Source organism: Clostridium lundense DSM 17049 (genome assembly GCF_000619945.1).
Taxonomy (GTDB): Bacteria; Bacillota; Clostridia; order Clostridiales; family Clostridiaceae; genus Clostridium_AO; species Clostridium_AO lundense.
Window position 1 is genome coordinate 173,284 of sequence record NZ_KK211043.1, and the last position, 17,879, is coordinate 191,162.

A 17,879-nucleotide genomic window follows, 5' to 3' on the forward strand; every position below is an offset into this window, starting at 1 on the left:
GAGGTAATATTATGATTTATATGTTAATAGTAACTTTTATAATAGCAATAGGAACAATAACTTATGGTTTTGTAGAAGGATTTAAAGAGGACATGTCAGGAAAGTTGAAAATAAAAAAAGCTTTAAGAATAAATTTAGGAGCATTTGTGCCAACGATCAGTGCAGCAATAATATTTATGATACCTAACATTGTACATGCAGCAGGAGAAGCATCAGTAGGGACAGCTGTAGGAATGGGATATATAGCAGCAGCTCTTTGTACAGGACTTGCAACTATAGGTGCTGGATACGCAGTTGGTTCAGTAGGTTCTTCAGCATTAGGTGCTGTATCAGAAGATCCAAAAATATTAGGTAAAACATTAATATATGTTGGACTTGCTGAAGGTATAGCAATTTATGGCTTGATTATTTCAATTATGATTTTATCAAAACTTTAATTTGGAGGTGTACAACTCTGGTAAAGGGGTTGGTATAATTATGAAAACATATTTAATAAGTGATAATATAGATACTTTGGTAGGATTGAAAATAGCTGGTATACCAGGAACTGTAGTTCATACTAGAGAAGAGGTTTTAAAGATTATGGAGGATTTATCTAAGGAAAAAAATATAGGTATTATTGTTATAACTGAAAAAATAGGATCCCTTATAAAAGAGGAAATGAAAACAATAAAACTATCTAAATATCTTCCATTAATAATAGAAATTCCTGATAGACATGGTAGTTCAAAAGAAACAGACTGGATTGTTAGTTATATAAAAGAAGCTATTGGATTGAAGATTTGAGGTGATAAATATGGTTACTATAGATGATAAATTAAAACTTTTCTCTAAAATAGTTTTTGATAAAATAGACGAAGAGATAAGAGCGGATTTAGAAGTGTTTGAAAAAGAAAAAGAAGAGGTATTGAAAAAGGAAAAAGAAAAAATAGATACTGAAAAGAAAAAATCAATAAATATTATAACAAAAAGGTCTGAGATAAAAGGCAGAGAAATTGTGTCAAAAGCCAAAATACAAAGTCAGAAAGAAATACTAGGTTTAAAGGAAAATATGATAAACGATCTACTAGAGGAATTGAAGGATAAATTTAAAGAGTATTCTCAAACAGAAGAGTATAAATCATATTTATATAAAGAAATAGATTCTGCTGTAAAAAAATATGATGAAAAAGAATTTACAATCTATTTAGCCAAAAATGACTATGAAAAATATAAAGATGAATTGATGAAAAATATATTAAATAATAGTGTCCAAATAAAAGAAAGTAAAGATGATATTATAGGAGGCTTTATTCTTCAAGATAAGGATATGAAGTTTAGAGTAGATAATACTTTACTTAATAATATTTATCATAGTAAAGAAAAAGTAGGAATAATGGTAATGGAAGCTCTTAAATAAGGAGGTGTAATCTTGGAGAAGATAGGAATTATTATAGGAATAAATGGTCCCGTAATCAAAGGAACAGGTATGGCAAATTTTAAAATGAGAGAAATGGTAATGGTAGGTGAGAAGAAGCTTATCGGAGAAATAATTATATTAGAAGGAGATATAGCTACTATACAGGTTTATGAAGAAACTTCTGGCTTAAGAGTAGGAGAAAAAATATTTTCTACGGAAATGCCACTATCTGTAAAGTTGGGACCAGGCATAATAGGAAATATATTTGATGGTATAGAAAGACCCCTTAAAAAGATAAATGAAATAAATTATGGATTTATTCAAGAGGGTATCGGATTAATAACTATAGATAGTGAAAAACAATGGGATGTGGAAGTAGTAGTAAAAAAAGGTGACAAGTTAAAAAGTGGAGATGTTTATGCTAAGATTCAAGAAACACCCCTTATTGTTCACAAGTTAATGATTCCACCTAATATAGAAGGTGAAGTTATTTGGGTAAATGAAAGCGGTAAATATGACATAGAGGAAAATATAGTTAAAATTAGAGATGAAGAAAATGTATATGAACTAAAATCATATCAAATGTGGCCAGTTAGAAAACCAAGACCTGTTAAACAAAGAAAGAGTTTAGATATACCTCTTGTTACAGGACAGAGAATTTTGGACAGCTTTTTCCCAATTGCTAAAGGAGGAACTGTTGCTATACCAGGAGGATTTGGTACAGGTAAGACTATGACTCAGCACCAATTAGCTAAATGGTCAGATGCAGACATAATAATATATATAGGCTGTGGGGAAAGAGGAAATGAGATGACAGAGGTACTAGAGGATTTCCCTAAGTTAATTGACCCAAAGACTAATATGTCACTTATGAATAGAACTGTTTTAATAGCTAATACATCTAATATGCCTGTTGCAGCAAGAGAAGCAAGTATATACACAGGTATAACTATAGCAGAATATTTTAGAGATATGGGATACCATGTAGCCATAATGGCAGACTCTACATCTAGATGGGCAGAAGCTTTAAGAGAGATTTCTGGAAGACTTGAAGAAATGCCAGCAGAAGAGGGGTATCCAGCATATCTACCTTCTAGAATAGCTGAATTTTATGAAAGAGCGGGTTATACGGAAAACTTAAATAATACAGATGGCTCTGTAACAGTTATAGGTGCAGTATCTCCAGCAGGAGGAGACTTTTCAGAGCCTGTAACCTTAAACACTAAAAGATTTGTAAGTGCGTTTTTAAGCTTGGATAGAAAGCTCGCTTATTCAAGACATTATCCTGCAATTAACTGGCTTACAAGTTATAGTGGATATATCCCTACATTAAGAAATTGGTATGAGGATAATATAGCACCAGATATGATGGCTTTAAGGGGAAAAATGCTTAGGATATTATTTGAAGAAAATAAACTTCAAGAAATAGTAAAACTGGTTGGAGAAGATGTATTACCTGATGACCAAAGATTAATTTTGGAAGTTGCAAAAATATTAAAAGTAGGTTTTTTACAACAAAATGCATATCATAAAGATGATACTTATGTTCCTATGCAAAAGCAGTATAAGATGTTAAAAGTTATAGAATTGTTATATGATGAATCATCTTCTTGTGTAAAGATAGGAGCTCCAATTTCCCAAATTAAGAATAAGGAAATATTTGATGATCTATATAAAATGAAATATAACATTCCTAATGATGATTTTAGTGGTATAGATAAATTAGAAGAAGAAATAAAGAGCTTTTATGAAGAACTTATGACCAAATATAAGCAACAGTGAGGAGGGATTTGAAAATTGGAGAAGCAATATTTAATTTTAGATAAGGTTCAAGGTCCTTTGATTATATTATCTGATGTAGAAGGAATATCCTATGATGAAATTGTTGAAATAGAAGTAGATGGAAAAGAAAAAAGAAAAGGTAAAGTAGTTCAACTATATGAGGATAAAGCAATAATACAAGTTTTTGAGTCTACAACAGGTATATCCCTTCATAATACTGTGGTATCTTTTAAAGGAAAACCACTTCAAATTAGTCTTTCTACAGATATTTTAGGAAGAGAATTTAATGGTGTAGGAGAGGCTATAGATGGAGGGGGAGAAATATATAGTTCAAAAAAATACAATGTAAATGGTATGCCAATGAATCCTGTAGCACGTAAATATCCAAGAAACTTTATACAAACAGGAATATCTTCTATTGATTGTTTAACAACTTTAATAAGGGGACAAAAACTTCCTATATTTTCGGGAAATGGTATGCCTCATAATGAATTAGCTGCTCAAATAGTAAAACAAGCAAAGATAAGTGGAAATAGTGATGAAAAGTTTGCAGTAGTATTTGCTGCTATGGGAATAAAGCATGATGATGCAGACTTCTTTAGAAAAAGTTTTGAGGAAGCAGGTGTATTAGAAAGAGTTGTAATGTATACAAATCTAGCTGATGATCCTATAGTAGAAAGAATAATAGCCCCAAGATGTGCATTAACAGCAGCAGAATATTTGGCATTTGAAGAAGGAATGCATATTTTAGTTATTATGACTGATATGACAAATTATTGTGAAGCATTGAGAGAACTTTCATCATCAAGAGAAGAGGTTCCTAGTAGAAAGGGATATCCAGGATATTTATATTCAGATTTAGCGTCATTATATGAAAGAGCGGGAATGATGAATGGAAGAAAGGGTTCTATAACTCAAATACCTATTTTAACAATGCCAAATGATGATATAACTCATCCTATACCAGATTTAACTGGATATATAACAGAAGGACAAATAGTTTTAAGTAGATCCATATACGGAAGAGATATATATCCCCCAGTAAACATATTACCTTCTCTTTCTAGATTGATGAAGGATGGAATAGGTGAAGGATTTACTAGAGGAGATCATGCAGAGGTTTCAAATCAAGTGTTTTCTAGCTATTCTCATGTACAAGATGTAATAGCTTTAGCACAGGTAATAGGAGAGGATGAGCTATCACCTATAGACAAAACATATATGAAGTTTGGAAGGGAATTTGAAAATAAATTTTTAAATCAAGGATTTGATGAAAATAGAGATATAGAAGAGACTTTAGATTTAGCATGGGATATGCTGAGTATTTTAGATAAATCAGAACTAGATAGAATAAGTCCAGATTTATTGAATAAGTACTATAGGAGTGATGTTTGATGGAAAATATAGCTCCAACAAAGGCGAATTTGATTAGTGCAGAAAGTTCTTTAGATTTTTCAGAAAAAGGTTTTGAATTATTAGATAAAAAAAGAAATGTACTTATTAGAGAAATAATGTCTTATGTAGAATTATCAAAAAAATTAGGAGAAGAAATAAATGTAACTTTTAATGAAGCATATGAGGCATTAAAAAATGCTAATATAACTATGGGAATACAAGAAGTAGATCAAATAGCCATGACTATTCCGCAAGCAAAAGATTATAATATAATTTTTAAATCTGTTATGGGGGTAGAAGTACCCCATATTCAATTTGACAAGCAGGATATAAATCATAACTATAGTTTTTATAAAACTAATTCAGCTATGGATATTGCCTATGATAAATTTAACAAAGTTAGATATTTAATATATGAATTAGCAGAAGTTGAAAATGCAGTATATAGATTAGCTATGGAAGTTAAGAAAACTCAGAAAAGAGCTAATGCACTTCAAAATATACAGATTCCAAGGTTTAAGGAATTAATTAAAAATATTGGTGAAGTGCTAGAAGAAAAGGAAAGAGAAGATTTCTTTAGGCTTAAAGTTGTTAAGAAGAAAAAGCATAGATAACTGGCTTAAATGGTAATAAATCAAGCTCTTATATCTATTGATTTAAAGTAATTAAAAGTATATAATAGCCATATATTTTAAATATATGGTTATTTTTATTAGTTATATGGTTATTATTATTAATAGAAAGGTATAAAATCTTATTATTATTTTAAAGGTGATAGCATTATGGAAAAGGTATTACATTTAGGACTAGACATAGGATCAACTACAATAAAGATTGTAGCCCTAGATTGCAATGAAGAGATAGTTTATAGTAAATATCAAAGGCACTTTTCAGACATAAAAAGTACTATTGTCAATGTAATTAATGAAGCTTATGAAGATATTGGCAATAGAAATATTAATGTTATGGTAACCGGCTCAGGTGGTCTTGCTGTATCTCAGTGGTTAGATGTACCATTTATACAAGAAGTTATAGCTTGTACAAACACTATAGAAAGATTTATACCTAATACTGATGTAGCCATAGAATTAGGTGGAGAAGACGCTAAAATTACATTTTTTAGAGGCGGAATAGACCAAAGAATGAATGGTACTTGTGCTGGAGGAACAGGAGCTTTTATTGATCAAATGGCTGCGTTGTTACAGACAGATGCTGCTGGATTAAATAATTTAGCTAAAAGTTATACAGTTATACATCCAATTGCAGCGAGATGTGGTGTGTTTGCAAAAACAGATATTCAACCATTATTAAATGAAGGTGCAGCAAAGGAAGATATAGCAGCATCTATTTTTCAGGCAGTAGTAAATCAAACTATAAGTGGTTTAGCTTGTGGCAAAATTATAAGAGGTAATGTAGCGTTTTTGGGAGGACCGTTATATTTTTTATCGGAATTAAGAAATAGATTTATAGAGACACTGAAATTAAAAGAAAACCAAGTTGTATTTCCACAAAATTCTCAATTATTTGTTGCTATGGGAGCAGCTTTAGCTGCTAAGGAAAATAAGGTTATAAATTTTAAGGATTTAAAAGATAGATTAGAGAACATGAAAGATTGTTGTAGCGAAGATGTGAAGACGTTAAAATCTTTCTTCCTCACAAAGGAAGAATTAGTAAAGTTTAGAAAAAAACATAATAGTCATACAGTAAATAGAAAAGAATTGATTCATTTTAAAGGAGATTGTTTCCTAGGAATAGATGCAGGATCTACTACCACAAAGGTTGCATTATTAGATATGGATGGAAATTTATTATATTCTTATTATGGTAGCAATAAGGGAAATCCTTTGAAATCAACTATAAATATTTTAAAAGAATTATATAGTATACTACCTAAAGAAGCTAATATAATAAATTCAGCAGTAACAGGTTATGGCGAAGCCCTTATAAGGGCGGCGTTATCAGTAGATTTAGGAGAAGTTGAAACTATAGCTCATTATAAAGCAGCAGAATTTTTCTTGCCAGGGGTTGATTTTATTTTAGATATTGGTGGGCAGGATATGAAATGTTTAAAGATAAAAGACGGTGTTATAGATAGTATTATGCTAAATGAAGCATGCTCATCTGGATGTGGTTCTTTTATTGAGACTTTTGCTAATTCATTAAACATGAGGGTACAGGATTTTGCTGAACATGCATTACTAGCACAAAATCCTGTAGATTTAGGTTCAAGATGTACTGTATTTATGAACTCAAAAGTTAAACAGGCACAAAAAGAAGGGGCTTCTATAGGGGATATTTCAGCTGGATTATCTTATTCTGTAATAAAAAATGCATTATTTAAGGTAATCAAGATAAGAAATCCTGAGGAAATTGGTAAAAAAATAATAGTTCAAGGTGGAACATTTTATAATGATGCAGTACTTAGAGCATTTGAGATTGTATCAGAAAGAGAAGTAGTAAGGCCAGACATTGCAGGATTAATGGGAGCTTTTGGAGCAGCATTGATTGCAAAGGAAAAGTACTCAGATGGATATGTCAGTACATTAGTTACCTTAGATAGATTAATGAATTTTAATACTTCTATAGACATGAAAAGATGCGGAAAGTGTGCTAATAATTGTCTTTTAACTATAAATAAATTTGATAATGGTGAAGAGTTTATATCAGGCAATAGATGCGAAAGGGGAGAAGGAAAAGAGAAAAATAATAATGATATCCCTAACCTTTACAAATATAAGTATAATAGATTATTTAATTATGTACCGTTAAGTAAGGAAGAAGCTATAAGGGGAATAGTAGGTATACCGAGGGTTCTAAATCTTTATGAGAACTACCCATTTTGGTTTACTTTATTTACAAATTTAAAGTTTAGGGTAGAATTATCACCAAGGTCTTCTAAAAAATTATATGAACTAGGTATAGAAACTATTCCGTCAGAATCTGCATGTTATCCTGCAAAATTGGTACATGGACATATTGCTAGTTTGGTAAATAAAGGGGTAGATTTCATATTTTATCCGTGTATACCTTATGAGCAAAAGGAAATAAGGGAAGCAAATAATCATTTTAATTGCCCTATGGTTACATCCTATCCTGAAGTAATAAAAAATAATATGGATGTATTACAGGAAAAAAGTATAACATTTATGAATCCTTTCTTGCCAATTGATAATAAAAAAAGATTGATAAAAAGATTTTATGAGGAATTTAAGAGTTTTAATATATCAATGGAAGAAGTAAGTAAGGCAGTAGATAAGGCATATGAAGAGGATAGAAAAGTTAAAGAAGATATTAGGGAAAAAGGTAGGGAAGTACTTCAATATATAAAATCTACGGGGAAAAAAGGGATAGTTCTTGCAGGAAGACCTTATCATATTGATCCGGAAATAAACCATGGTATACCAGAGGTAATAACTTCTTTTGGTATAGCAGTGCTTACAGAAGACTCAGTAGCTCATTTAGGAAAGGTAGAAAGACCTTTAAGAGTTGTAGATCAATGGATGTATCACTCAAGACTTTATGCAGCAGCTAGCTTTGTAGCTAATGAAAAGGATCTAGAACTTATACAGTTAAATTCCTTTGGCTGTGGGTTAGATGCTGTTACCACTGATCAGGTTCAAGAGATATTAAATGCATATGGAAAAATATATACAGTATTAAAAATTGATGAAGGAAGTAATTTAGGAGCTATAAAGATTAGGATAAGATCTTTAATGGCAGCTATGAAGGAAAGAGACAAAAATGGCTTTGAACCTAATAAACAGATAGAAACAGATGAGAGAATAATTTTTACTAAGGATATGAAGAAAAAACATACTATATTATGTCCTCAAATGGCACCTATACATTTTGAATTAGTTCAGGAAGCTTTTAGAGCATCAAAGTATAATTTGCAGGTATTACCTTCTGTTGATAAAAAGTGTATAGATGAAGGTTTAAAATATGTTAATAATGATGCTTGCTATCCATCAATAATTGTTGTTGGCCAAATGATAGAAGCATTAAAATCAGGTAAATATGATTTAAATAATACCTCTGTTATTATTTCACAAACAGGGGGAGGGTGCAGAGCTACAAACTATATAGGATTCTTGAGAAAAGCTTTAAAAGAAGCTGGTTTTTTAAATATACCAGTAATATCTGCCAATGTAATTGGACTTGAAAAAAATCCAGGATTTACAGTATCTTTAAGTCTTATAAATAAAGGATTAATGTCTCTAATATATGGAGATTTGTTAATGAGAGTATTATATAGAGTGAGACCTTATGAAAAAATAAAGGGATCAGCTGATTTATTATTTAACAAATGGATGAAGAAATGTAAGACAAATGTTAGAGATGGTAACAGAAAAAGATTTAAAGAAAACATTTATAATATTGTAAAGGACTTTGATAACTTAGAAATTAATGATATTCTTAAACCAAAGGTAGGAGTAGTTGGAGAAATATTGGTTAAATTCCACCCTACAGCTAACAATAATATAGTAGATATACTAGAAAAAGAGGGTGCAGAGGCAGTTGTACCAGATTTATTAGACTTCTTTATGTATTGTGCCTACGATGCAAATTATAGGTATGAAAAATTATCTGGTAGCAAGATATCTATGATGGTAAGTAATTGGGCTATAAAAGCTATGGAGTTTTATAGAAAGGAAATGAAGGAAGCTTTAAATAATAGCAATAGGTTTACTTCTCCTGAGAAAATTGAAGAATTAGCAGAATCAGCTTCATCAATAGTTTCTATAGGTAATCAAACTGGTGAAGGGTGGTTTTTAACTGCTGAGATGATTGAACTTATAGAAACAGGAGTAAAGAATATAATTTGTATGCAGCCATTCGCTTGTCTACCTAATCATGTAACAGGAAAAGGAATGATTAAGGAATTGAAAAGAGTGTATCCTGGAGCAAATATTGCAGCAATAGATTATGATCCAGGAGCAAGTGAGGTAAATCAATTAAATAGAATAAAATTAATGTTATCAGTAGCTCATAAAAATTTACAATATGCAATTCATAATGAAAAACTTGATAAAAAACAAAGTAAGCATGTTATTAAAAATCTAAATGATGAATATAATATAAACTATTAAAAAAAATGCTTTTCTGAATTCTTCAGAAAAGCATTTTTGAAATTTTTATTTCATAAAGTTAACAAATAAAGTTATAACCATTGCATTAGCAAAATCTATTAGGAAAGCACCAACTATAGGTAATACGAAATAAGCACGAGGTGCTGGACCAAATTTTGCTCTTACTGCATCCATGTTAGCAATTCCATTTGGAGTAGCTCCCATACCGAAACCGCAGTGGCCAGCAGCCATAACAGCAGCATCATAATCCTTACCCATAACATTAAATGTAAGGAAGTAAGCATATAAGCCCATAAGTGTAGCTTGAGCTACAAGTATTACAAGCATTGGACCTGCAACAGCAGCAAGCTCCCAAAGCTTTAATCCTATCAATGCCATTGATAAGAATGTATTTAAACCAATATTTCCAAGAACATCAGTACACTTTTGATTAACATGCCATTTTCCAGTAGATTCACCTACATTTAGTATAATAGCTGCAACTATCATTGAGTTAACATAGGATGGCAAAGTAAGGCCGATACCTTTAAAGAAATTTTCAAGTATAGCTCCTAAACCTATGGCAATTAAGATTAAACCTAATGTTCTAAATACTTCTTCATAATTAATTTGTTCTTCTACTGCATTAGCAGCAGCAGCATCATTTTTTGCATCGTCAATAATAGGTTTTAAATTTTTTCCTTCAACTAGGCGTTTACCTATTGGGCCACCTATTAAACTACCAGTTACTAATCCAAAGGTAGCAGCAGCCATAGCTGTTTCAACAGCACCATTTAATCCATAACTTTTTTGGAATAGTTCACCAAAGGCAGCACCGGTACCATGTCCACCTGTCATAGTTACAGAACCACATATTAAGCCTAAGAATGGATTCTGACCCATTATTTTGGCGATTAATACACCAACTCCATTTTGGAATACACATAATAGTGATGCTAAAATCCAAAAGAATATAACTTGCAATCCACCTTTTTTTATTAGATCAAAGCTTGCACCCATACCAATTGATGTAAAGAATACCATCATAAATGGTTTTTGCAATGTTGTGTCTAAATTAAATTCCATAATTCCATTAACTTTTAATATAGTGTGTAATATAGCAAAAATAAGTCCTCCAACAACAGGAGATGGTATACAAAATTTTTCAAGTAGTGATATTTTTGTCTTTACCCAAGAGCCAAAATAGTAAATTACTACGGCTACAGCTGTTGTTTGCATCATATCAAGTTTCAATGTCATAGTTTAAACTCCTTTCAAATCAAAATTGTTAAAAATATAACTATAATAATTCACAAATTACCATATGAATTATCAAATTAGTGCAATAATTAAAAAGGTACTAGACAATAATCGGCGACGTTTACTATATTACCATAAGTTTTTTGCAAATTCAACATATTTTTAAAAGAAAGTCAAAAGAAATACCATAAAATAGAAAAATTCAAATAATGTGTTAAATAGGGTTATAAATATTAAGTATTAATTTTAAAATATTTAAAATTAAAATAAAAAAAGACCAATACCTTGAAGATATTGATCTTTTTTGAAATATTTAAATTTAACAAAGTTTTACTTAGCAAAGAAGTTAACAAAAGCAGTTATGACTATAGCATTGGTAAAGTCAATTAAGAATGCACCAACTATAGGTAATACGAAGAATGCTCTTGGAGCAGCTCCATATCTTTCAGTTACAGCTGTCATGTTAGCAATTCCGTTTGGAGTAGCTCCCATACCGAAACCACAGTGACCAGCAGCCATAACAGCAGCATCGAAGTCTCTTCCTACTACATTAAATGTTATAAATGATGCATATAATGCCATTAATAATGTTTGTCCTATTAATATCATAAGCATTGGACCTGCAACAGCAGCAAGTTCCCATAATTTTAAGCCTACTAAAGCCATTGAAAGGAATACATTTAGTCCAATGTTTCCAAGTATATCGGTACATTTCTGATTAATATGCCATTTACCAGTTGATTCACCAACGTTTAGTATAATAGCAGCAATAATCATTGAGTTAACATATGATGGAAGAGTTATTCCAACACTAGTAAAGAATCCTTCAAGAACAGCACCAACACCGATTGATATTAATACAATTGCTAAAGTTCTGAAAACTTCTTCATAACTTACAACTTCATTTGTTGCTTCAGCAGCAGCTGCAGCAGCAGCGTCCTGTTTAGGAGCAACTGATTTTAAACCTTTGCCTTCAATTAATCTCTTACCAACTGGTCCACCAATAATTGAACCCATAACAAGTCCAAAAGTAGCAGCAGCCATTGCTGTTGCAGTAGCACCAGCTACACCATATTCTTTTTCAAATAATGGACCAAAAGCACCGCCTGTACCATGTCCACCTGTCATAGTTATTGATCCACAAAGTAATCCTAAGAATGGGCTTTGTCCAAGAGCTTTAGCTAATATAACTCCTAGAGTATCCTGGAATATACATAGTGCGGAAGCACATAACCAGAATATAACAACTTGTAATCCACCTTTTTTTACAAGTTCTAAGCTTGCGCCCATACCTATTGTTGTAAAGAATACCATCATGAATGGTTTTTGTAATGTAGTATCAAGATTTAAATTTAAAAGTCCGTTTTGTTTTAAGATAAGGTTTACAATAGCGAAAATAAGTCCTCCAACAACTGGGGCTGGGATACAGAATTTTTCAAGAACTTGTATTTTAGTCTTTACCCAAGCACCAAAGTAGTAAATTACTACTGCTAACGCTGTTGTTTGCATCATGTCTAATTTGATATTCATAATAAAAACCGCCTTTCTAATAATTTTTTATATTTATAAAATTATAACAGTGGTTTAGTCAATTAATCCATTAGAATAATGGATTAATTGACTAAGCTATGACATGTACCATGTTAGCACAAGTTTTTTTAAAATTCAACTATGTTTTTTAAAAAGTTGTCAGATTATAGAGTAAATTATGTAAAATAAGGGTAAGATTATATAGAAAAATACAGAAATATAATAAAAATAAGAGAAAGGAGAAATCCTTGTAAATCAAAGTGAGATGGATATATCAATTTAAATTAGCAAAGTGATTGAAAATTATCTATAAACAAAAAAATAAAAAAATTGCTGGATTTAAATACCAGCAATTTTTTTATTTTTAATTTTTACTTAAAGAAGTTAGCAAAGATTGAAATTATAATGGCATTAGTAAAGTCGATTAAGAATGCACCAACTATAGGTAATACGAAAAATGCTCTTGGTGCTTCACCATATCTTTCAGTTACAGCTTTCATATTAGCAATTCCGTTTGCAGTAGCTCCCATACCGAAACCACAGTGGCCAGCTGAAATAACAGCAGCATCAAAATCTCTACCAAGTAAGTTAAATGTTATAAAGTAAGCAAATATAGCCATTAATATGGTTTGACCAATAAGTATAACCATCATTGGACCTGCAACAGCAGCAAGCTCCCAAAGTTTTAATCCTATTAAAGCCATGGATAAGAATACATTAAGTCCTATTGAACCTAATATTTCAGTACATTTTTGATTAACGTGCCATTTACCAGTAGATTCACCCACATTCAATATAATAGCAGCAATAATCATTGAATTTACGTATGATGGTAATGTGAAATGTATACTTTTAAAGAATCCTTCAAGAACAGCACCAACACCAATTGATATTAATATTATAGTCAATGTTCTAAATAATTCTGGATAATCAACAGTTTCATGTGTATTTTCTTCTTGAATTGCAGCAGCAGATTCATAAGCCTCTGCATTTGCACTTAATCCCTTTTTTTCAATAAGTCTTTTACCAACAGGTCCACCTATTAAAGAACCCATAACAAGACCAAAAGTAGCAGCTGCCATTGCTGAAGTAGTAGCACCAATTACACCATATTCTTTTTCAAATGATGGTCCAAAGGCTCCGGCAGTACCATGTCCACCTGTCATTGTTACGGAACCGCAAAGTAATCCTAAGAATGGACTTGCTCCTGTAACTTTAGCTAGAGCTACACCAAGCACATCTTGGAATATACATAGAACAGAAGCTACTAACCAGAAAATAATAACCTGTAATCCGCCTTTTTTAATAAGATCTATGCTAGCTGTCATACCTATTGTTGTAAAGAATACCATCATAAATGGTTTTTGCAATGTTGTGTCAAGAGTTAAATTTAGCATTCCAGCTTGTCTTAAAAATAGATTTAAAAATGCAAAGATAAGTCCTCCTACAACTGGAGATGGAATACAGAATCTTTCAAGTAGTTGCCATTTTGTCTTTACCCAGGCACCGAAGTAGTAGATTACTACGGCTAAGGCAGCAGTTTGCATCATGTCCATTTTAATTTCCATAATAAGTCCACCTTTCAATATAAAATTTTGGTATTTTGGGAAACGTTTACCTAATACAAGCCCATTATACCTAAACGTTTCCAAAAAATCAATGCGAAAATTAAAAAAAATGAATGTTATATAAAAAAACATTCATTTTTCGTGTGAAAATGAAAAAAATTAAAAGAAATTGAAAATAATTTATATTTCGATATTAAATTTAATTTATGTAATAAAATTACAAATATAATTAAGTTGTGTTTATAAAAAATATTAAATAAAAATTAATATTAGTGTAAGAAATGAAAAAAATGTTGAATATAGATATATCAATGTATTATGATGAAATAGAATTTTTATTTTTTATTAAAGAATTAATAACTAAAAGTTATTTTAGAATAAGAATGAAAAGGGAAAGCATGTGTAAAATATAGGTAAAACATTAAACATTAATTTAAGTTTTTTACATTTGTATAAAAATAATTTATTTCTTATATGAAGTTGATAGATGTATAATCCTGCAAAAATGAAGGGGAAATTGTAAAAAAAGCTATATGCATTTAGCATATAGCTTTTTTATTTATTATTAGAAATGTCGGTTTATTATATTAATGGAATATATTTGCGAAAGTTGTGATTATAATTGCGTTAGTGAAGTCTATTAAGAATGCACCAACTATAGGTAATACGAAGAATGCTCTTGGAGCAGATCCGAATTTTTCAACAACTGATCTCATGTTAGCCATAGCATTTGGAGTAGCTCCCATACCGAAACCACAGTGACCAGCAGCCATAACAGCAGCGTCGAAGTCTTTTCCTACTAAGTTGAATGTTACATAAGTTGCGAAAATCCACATTATTATAGTTTGAGTTATTAATATAACAAGCATTGGACCAGCTAAAGCTGCAAGTTCCCAAAGTTTTAATCCTATTAAGGCCATTGATAAGAATACGTTAAGTCCTATAGATCCTAATATTTCAGTACATTGTTGATTAATGTGCCATTTACCAGTTGATTCTCCAACGTTTAATATAATAGCAGCAATAATCATTGAGTTTACGTAGGAAGGTAATGTAATACCTAAGCCTTTGAAGAAGTTTTCAAGTACAGCACCTACACCGATTGCTATTAATAATAATGCAAGACTTCTAAATATTTCTTCATAGTTAATTACTTCATTCTTAGTTGCATCTTGTTCTTCAGCAGAAGTATAAAGTTCTGGACGAGGTTTTAAACCTTTACCTTCGATTAATCTCTTACCAACAGGTCCACCTATTAAAGAACCAAAAACAAGACCCCATGTAGCAGCAGCCATAGCTGCAGTTAATGCACCTTGTAAGCCCATTTTTTCAAATATTGGAGCAAAGGCTGCACCAGTACCATGTCCACCAGTCATAGTTACTGATCCACAAACAAGTCCAAGTAATGGGTTAGCATTCATAACTTTTGCTAATGCTACACCAGCACCATCCTGGATTATACATAATACAGAAGCTACTAGCCAGAAAACAACAACTTGTAGTCCACCTTTTTTTACAAGTTCTAAACTTGCTGTAAATCCTATAGATGTAAAGAAAATCATCATAAATGGTTTTTGTAATGTAGTATCAAGGTTAAACTGTAAAATTCCACTTTGTTTTAAAATAAGATTTAAAATTGCGAAAATAAGCCCTCCTACAACCGGTGCAGGTATACAGAATCTGTCGAGTAATTTCCACTTTGTTTTTAGCCAAGCACCAAAGTAGTAAACGACAACTGCTAAAGCTGTGGTTTGCATCATGTCCATTTTAATTTGCATAATAAGTCCACCTTTCACTAAAAAAATTGTATTAACAACGTTTTAATATAACGTTTCCCTTAATACAAATTTATTATACAAAAATGTTTTAAAAAAAGCAATGTAAAAATTAAAAAAAATGAAAGTTTTTTTAAAAAAAATTCATTTTTCACATAAAATTGAATAGTATTAAAATAAGTCTAGAACAATTTTTTGTTTCGGTATAAAGTTATATTTTTGGAATTATTTGAGATGTATAACTAAGCATTATTTCCAAAGGTATTAAATGAAATTGATGAAATATGTTATACTTGGAGTATTTCTATAAATGTAGTTGTATCAATGTATTAAAGATGGTAATGGGGTGTGCCTTCTTTGTTGTGTGATTAATTTTTATAAATTAAAATTGAATAAAATATAAACAAAAAATAATATAAAAAACATAGATGAATTAACAAGCTTTGATTTGTATTGGGGGCATGGCCTTTAAATGAACCAACGTTCAGAAATGAAATTTATAAATATGCATCTTGCAAAGAAGGAGAAAAATGTAAAAAAATACTATATGCATTTAGCATATAGTATTTTTAAAAGTGGACTTATTATATCAAGTGATTCTTAGCTTTAGGTGGAGTTTGCTTAAAAGGAATACTTACTCCAGCTAAAGCTTAGAAGAACTTATCCAGGAGCGTAGCTATAGGATAAAATTAAGATACTAGCTTATTTAATGAAATATATTTGTAAAAGTTGTTATAATTATTGCGTTTACAAAGTCTATTAAGAATGCACCAACTATAGGTAATACAAAGAATGCTCTTGGAGCAGGTCCAAATCTTTCAACAACAGATCTCATATTAGCCATTCCATTTGGTGTAGCACCTAAACCAAAACCACAATGTCCAGCTGAAATAACAGCAGCATCATAGTCTTTTCCACATAAGTTAAAGGTAATAAATGTTGCAAAGAGCCACATAAATATAGTTTGAGTTGTTAGTATAACTACCATTGGGCCAGCTAAATCTGCAAGCTCCCAAAGTTTTAAACCAATTAGAGCCATTGAAAGGAATATATTAAGGCCTATTGAACCTAATGTTTCAGTACATTTTTGATTTACATGCCATTTACCTGTTGACTCGCCAACATTTAATATGATGGCAGCAATAATCATTGAGTTAACATAGGAAGGAAGAGTTATTCCAACACTAGTAAAGAATTTTTCTAGAACTGCACCTATACCTATAGCTATTAATAGAAGTGTAAGAGTTTTAAATAATTCTTCATAGTTTATAGTATCTTCTTTAGCAGCTAAAACTTCTTCTGCTGAAGCATATGCTTCGGGTTGAGATTTTAAGTTGTTCTTTTCAATCAATCTCTTACCAACAGGACCACCAATTAAGGAACCAAAAACAAGGCCCCATGTAGCAGCAGCCATAGCAGCAGTCATTGCACCCTTAAGTCCTAGTTTTTCGAATACAGGGGCAAAGGCTCCACCAGTACCATGTCCCCCTGTCATGGTTACTGATCCACAAATTAATCCTAATAATGGGCTAACATCTAGTACTTTTGCAAGTCCTACACCTATACAATCTTGTAGTAAGGCAAGAACAGAAGCACACAGCCAGAATATAATAACCTGAAGACCACCTTTTTTAACTAACTCGATACTTGCTGTAAGACCTATAGATGTAAAGAAAAGCATCATAAATGGTTTTTGTAATGTTGTGTCAAGATTTAATTTTAAAATTCCATTTTGTCTTAAGATAAGGTTTACAATAGCAAAAATGATTCCGCCGACAACTGGATCAGGAATACAGAACTTATAAAGAAGTTGCCATTTTCTTTTAATCCAGCCCCCAAAATAGTACATTACAACCGCCAAAGCTGTGGTTTGCATCATGTCTAATTTTAGTTCCATAAAAAAACCCCCTTTATTATATGATTGAAATGTATTTTAATTACATATATATTATAACTTGGAAAACATTCAAAATCAATGAAATTAATGAAACAATTGAATGTATAATTCGAGTAATCCTTCATTTTTATGCAAAGTAAAGTTTATTTAAAAGTATTTAATAAATAGATAAAAAGTTTAGAAACTGTGGATATATATGGTAGT

General features: G+C 31.0%; 14 protein-coding genes. 9 read left to right on the forward strand and 5 right to left on the reverse strand.

All coding sequences use genetic code 11. The features are described 5' to 3' along the window. The first annotated feature begins 11 nt into the window (after window positions 1-11). The 7 genes from T514_RS0122835 to T514_RS0122865 all read left to right on the forward strand — a co-directional run bounded on the left by T514_RS0122835 (window position 12) and on the right by T514_RS0122865 (window position 9,666). Entirely contained in the window at window positions 12-437 is a 426-nt protein-coding gene (locus tag T514_RS0122835) for an ATP synthase subunit C (protein ID WP_027626812.1), read from the forward strand. Window positions 438-477: 40 nt separating this feature from the next. After that, a complete protein-coding gene (locus T514_RS0122840; protein WP_027626813.1) occupies window positions 478-786 on the forward strand; it encodes a V-type ATP synthase subunit F in 309 nt (102 codons plus the stop codon). Between the two features lie 10 nt (window positions 787-796). Beyond that, on the forward strand, window positions 797-1,399 hold the full coding sequence (locus T514_RS0122845; RefSeq protein WP_027626814.1) for a V-type ATP synthase subunit E: 603 nt from the start codon (window positions 797-799) through the stop codon (window positions 1,397-1,399). A gap of 12 nt (window positions 1,400-1,411) precedes the next feature. After that, window positions 1,412-3,181, forward strand: coding sequence for a V-type ATP synthase subunit A (locus T514_RS0122850; RefSeq protein ID WP_034870085.1), 1,770 nt, complete (start codon window positions 1,412-1,414; stop codon window positions 3,179-3,181). A gap of 15 nt (window positions 3,182-3,196) precedes the next feature. Next, entirely contained in the window at window positions 3,197-4,576 is a 1,380-nt protein-coding gene (locus T514_RS0122855; RefSeq protein ID WP_027626816.1) for a V-type ATP synthase subunit B, read from the forward strand. Further along, window positions 4,576-5,190, forward strand: coding sequence for a V-type ATP synthase subunit D (locus T514_RS0122860; protein ID WP_034870087.1), 615 nt, complete (start codon window positions 4,576-4,578; stop codon window positions 5,188-5,190). The genes T514_RS0122855 and T514_RS0122860 overlap by 1 nt, the downstream gene beginning before the upstream one ends. Before the next feature lie 168 nt (window positions 5,191-5,358). Continuing rightward, window positions 5,359-9,666 carry a 2-hydroxyacyl-CoA dehydratase gene (locus tag T514_RS0122865; protein ID WP_027626818.1) on the forward strand — a complete coding sequence of 1,436 codons (4,308 nt, stop codon included), beginning with the start codon at window positions 5,359-5,361 and terminating at the stop codon, window positions 9,664-9,666. Between the two features lie 45 nt (window positions 9,667-9,711). Here the strand turns inward: T514_RS0122865 and gltS (T514_RS0122870) are convergent, their stop codons facing one another. From gltS (T514_RS0122870) to gltS (T514_RS0122880), 3 genes are all read right to left on the reverse strand, one after another. Next, window positions 9,712-10,905 (reverse strand): sodium/glutamate symporter, encoded by a 1,194-nt coding sequence (gene gltS, locus T514_RS0122870; RefSeq protein WP_027626819.1) that lies wholly within the window; start codon window positions 10,903-10,905, stop codon window positions 9,712-9,714. 330 nt (window positions 10,906-11,235) lie between these two features. After that, window positions 11,236-12,435: a sodium/glutamate symporter gene (gene gltS, locus T514_RS0122875; RefSeq protein ID WP_027626820.1), complete on the reverse strand. Its 1,200-nt coding sequence runs from the start codon at window positions 12,433-12,435 to the stop codon at window positions 11,236-11,238. A 371-nt stretch (window positions 12,436-12,806) separates the two neighbouring features. After that, on the reverse strand, window positions 12,807-14,003 hold the full coding sequence (gltS, locus tag T514_RS0122880) for a sodium/glutamate symporter (RefSeq protein WP_027626821.1): 1,197 nt from the start codon (window positions 14,001-14,003) through the stop codon (window positions 12,807-12,809). A gap of 281 nt (window positions 14,004-14,284) precedes the next feature. Between gltS (T514_RS0122880) and T514_RS27620 the strand changes: the two genes are divergently transcribed. After that, window positions 14,285-14,416 (forward strand): hypothetical protein, encoded by a 132-nt coding sequence (locus T514_RS27620; RefSeq protein WP_278246548.1) that lies wholly within the window; start codon window positions 14,285-14,287, stop codon window positions 14,414-14,416. Window positions 14,417-14,590: 174 nt separating this feature from the next. Here T514_RS27620 and gltS (T514_RS0122890) read toward each other — a convergent pair whose 3' ends face one another. Then, on the reverse strand, window positions 14,591-15,781 hold the full coding sequence (gltS, locus tag T514_RS0122890) for a sodium/glutamate symporter (protein ID WP_027626822.1): 1,191 nt from the start codon (window positions 15,779-15,781) through the stop codon (window positions 14,591-14,593). A 469-nt stretch (window positions 15,782-16,250) separates the two neighbouring features. Here gltS (T514_RS0122890) and T514_RS27625 point away from each other — a divergent pair, with 469 nt between their 5' ends. Then, window positions 16,251-16,382, forward strand: coding sequence for a hypothetical protein (locus T514_RS27625; protein WP_278246549.1), 132 nt, complete (start codon window positions 16,251-16,253; stop codon window positions 16,380-16,382). Between the two features lie 102 nt (window positions 16,383-16,484). On the opposite strand, the gene gltS (T514_RS0122900) is transcribed toward T514_RS27625, so the two are convergent. Then, entirely contained in the window at window positions 16,485-17,675 is a 1,191-nt protein-coding gene (gene gltS, locus T514_RS0122900) for a sodium/glutamate symporter (protein WP_027626823.1), read from the reverse strand. Window positions 17,676-17,879 lie beyond the last annotated feature (204 nt).

Excerpts from the sequence above, each read along its gene's own strand:
- gltS (WP_027626820.1), bottom strand. The coding sequence starts at position 12,435 with ATGAATATCAAATTAGACATGATGCAAACAACAGCGTTAGCAGTAGTA.
- T514_RS0122840 (WP_027626813.1), top strand. The coding sequence starts at position 478 with ATGAAAACATATTTAATAAGTGATAATATAGATACTTTGGTAGGATTG.
- T514_RS0122845 (WP_027626814.1), top strand. The coding sequence starts at position 797 with ATGGTTACTATAGATGATAAATTAAAACTTTTCTCTAAAATAGTTTTT.
- gltS (WP_027626821.1), bottom strand. The coding sequence starts at position 14,003 with ATGGAAATTAAAATGGACATGATGCAAACTGCTGCCTTAGCCGTAGTA.
- gltS (WP_027626819.1), bottom strand. The coding sequence starts at position 10,905 with ATGACATTGAAACTTGATATGATGCAAACAACAGCTGTAGCCGTAGTA.
- T514_RS27620 (WP_278246548.1), top strand. The coding sequence starts at position 14,285 with ATGAAAAAAATGTTGAATATAGATATATCAATGTATTATGATGAAATA.
- gltS (WP_027626823.1), bottom strand. The coding sequence starts at position 17,675 with ATGGAACTAAAATTAGACATGATGCAAACCACAGCTTTGGCGGTTGTA.
- T514_RS0122835 (WP_027626812.1), top strand. The coding sequence starts at position 12 with ATGATTTATATGTTAATAGTAACTTTTATAATAGCAATAGGAACAATA.
- gltS (WP_027626822.1), bottom strand. The coding sequence starts at position 15,781 with ATGCAAATTAAAATGGACATGATGCAAACCACAGCTTTAGCAGTTGTC.
- T514_RS0122865 (WP_027626818.1), top strand. The coding sequence starts at position 5,359 with ATGGAAAAGGTATTACATTTAGGACTAGACATAGGATCAACTACAATA.
- T514_RS27625 (WP_278246549.1), top strand. The coding sequence starts at position 16,251 with ATGAACCAACGTTCAGAAATGAAATTTATAAATATGCATCTTGCAAAG.
- T514_RS0122860 (WP_034870087.1), top strand. The coding sequence starts at position 4,576 with ATGGAAAATATAGCTCCAACAAAGGCGAATTTGATTAGTGCAGAAAGT.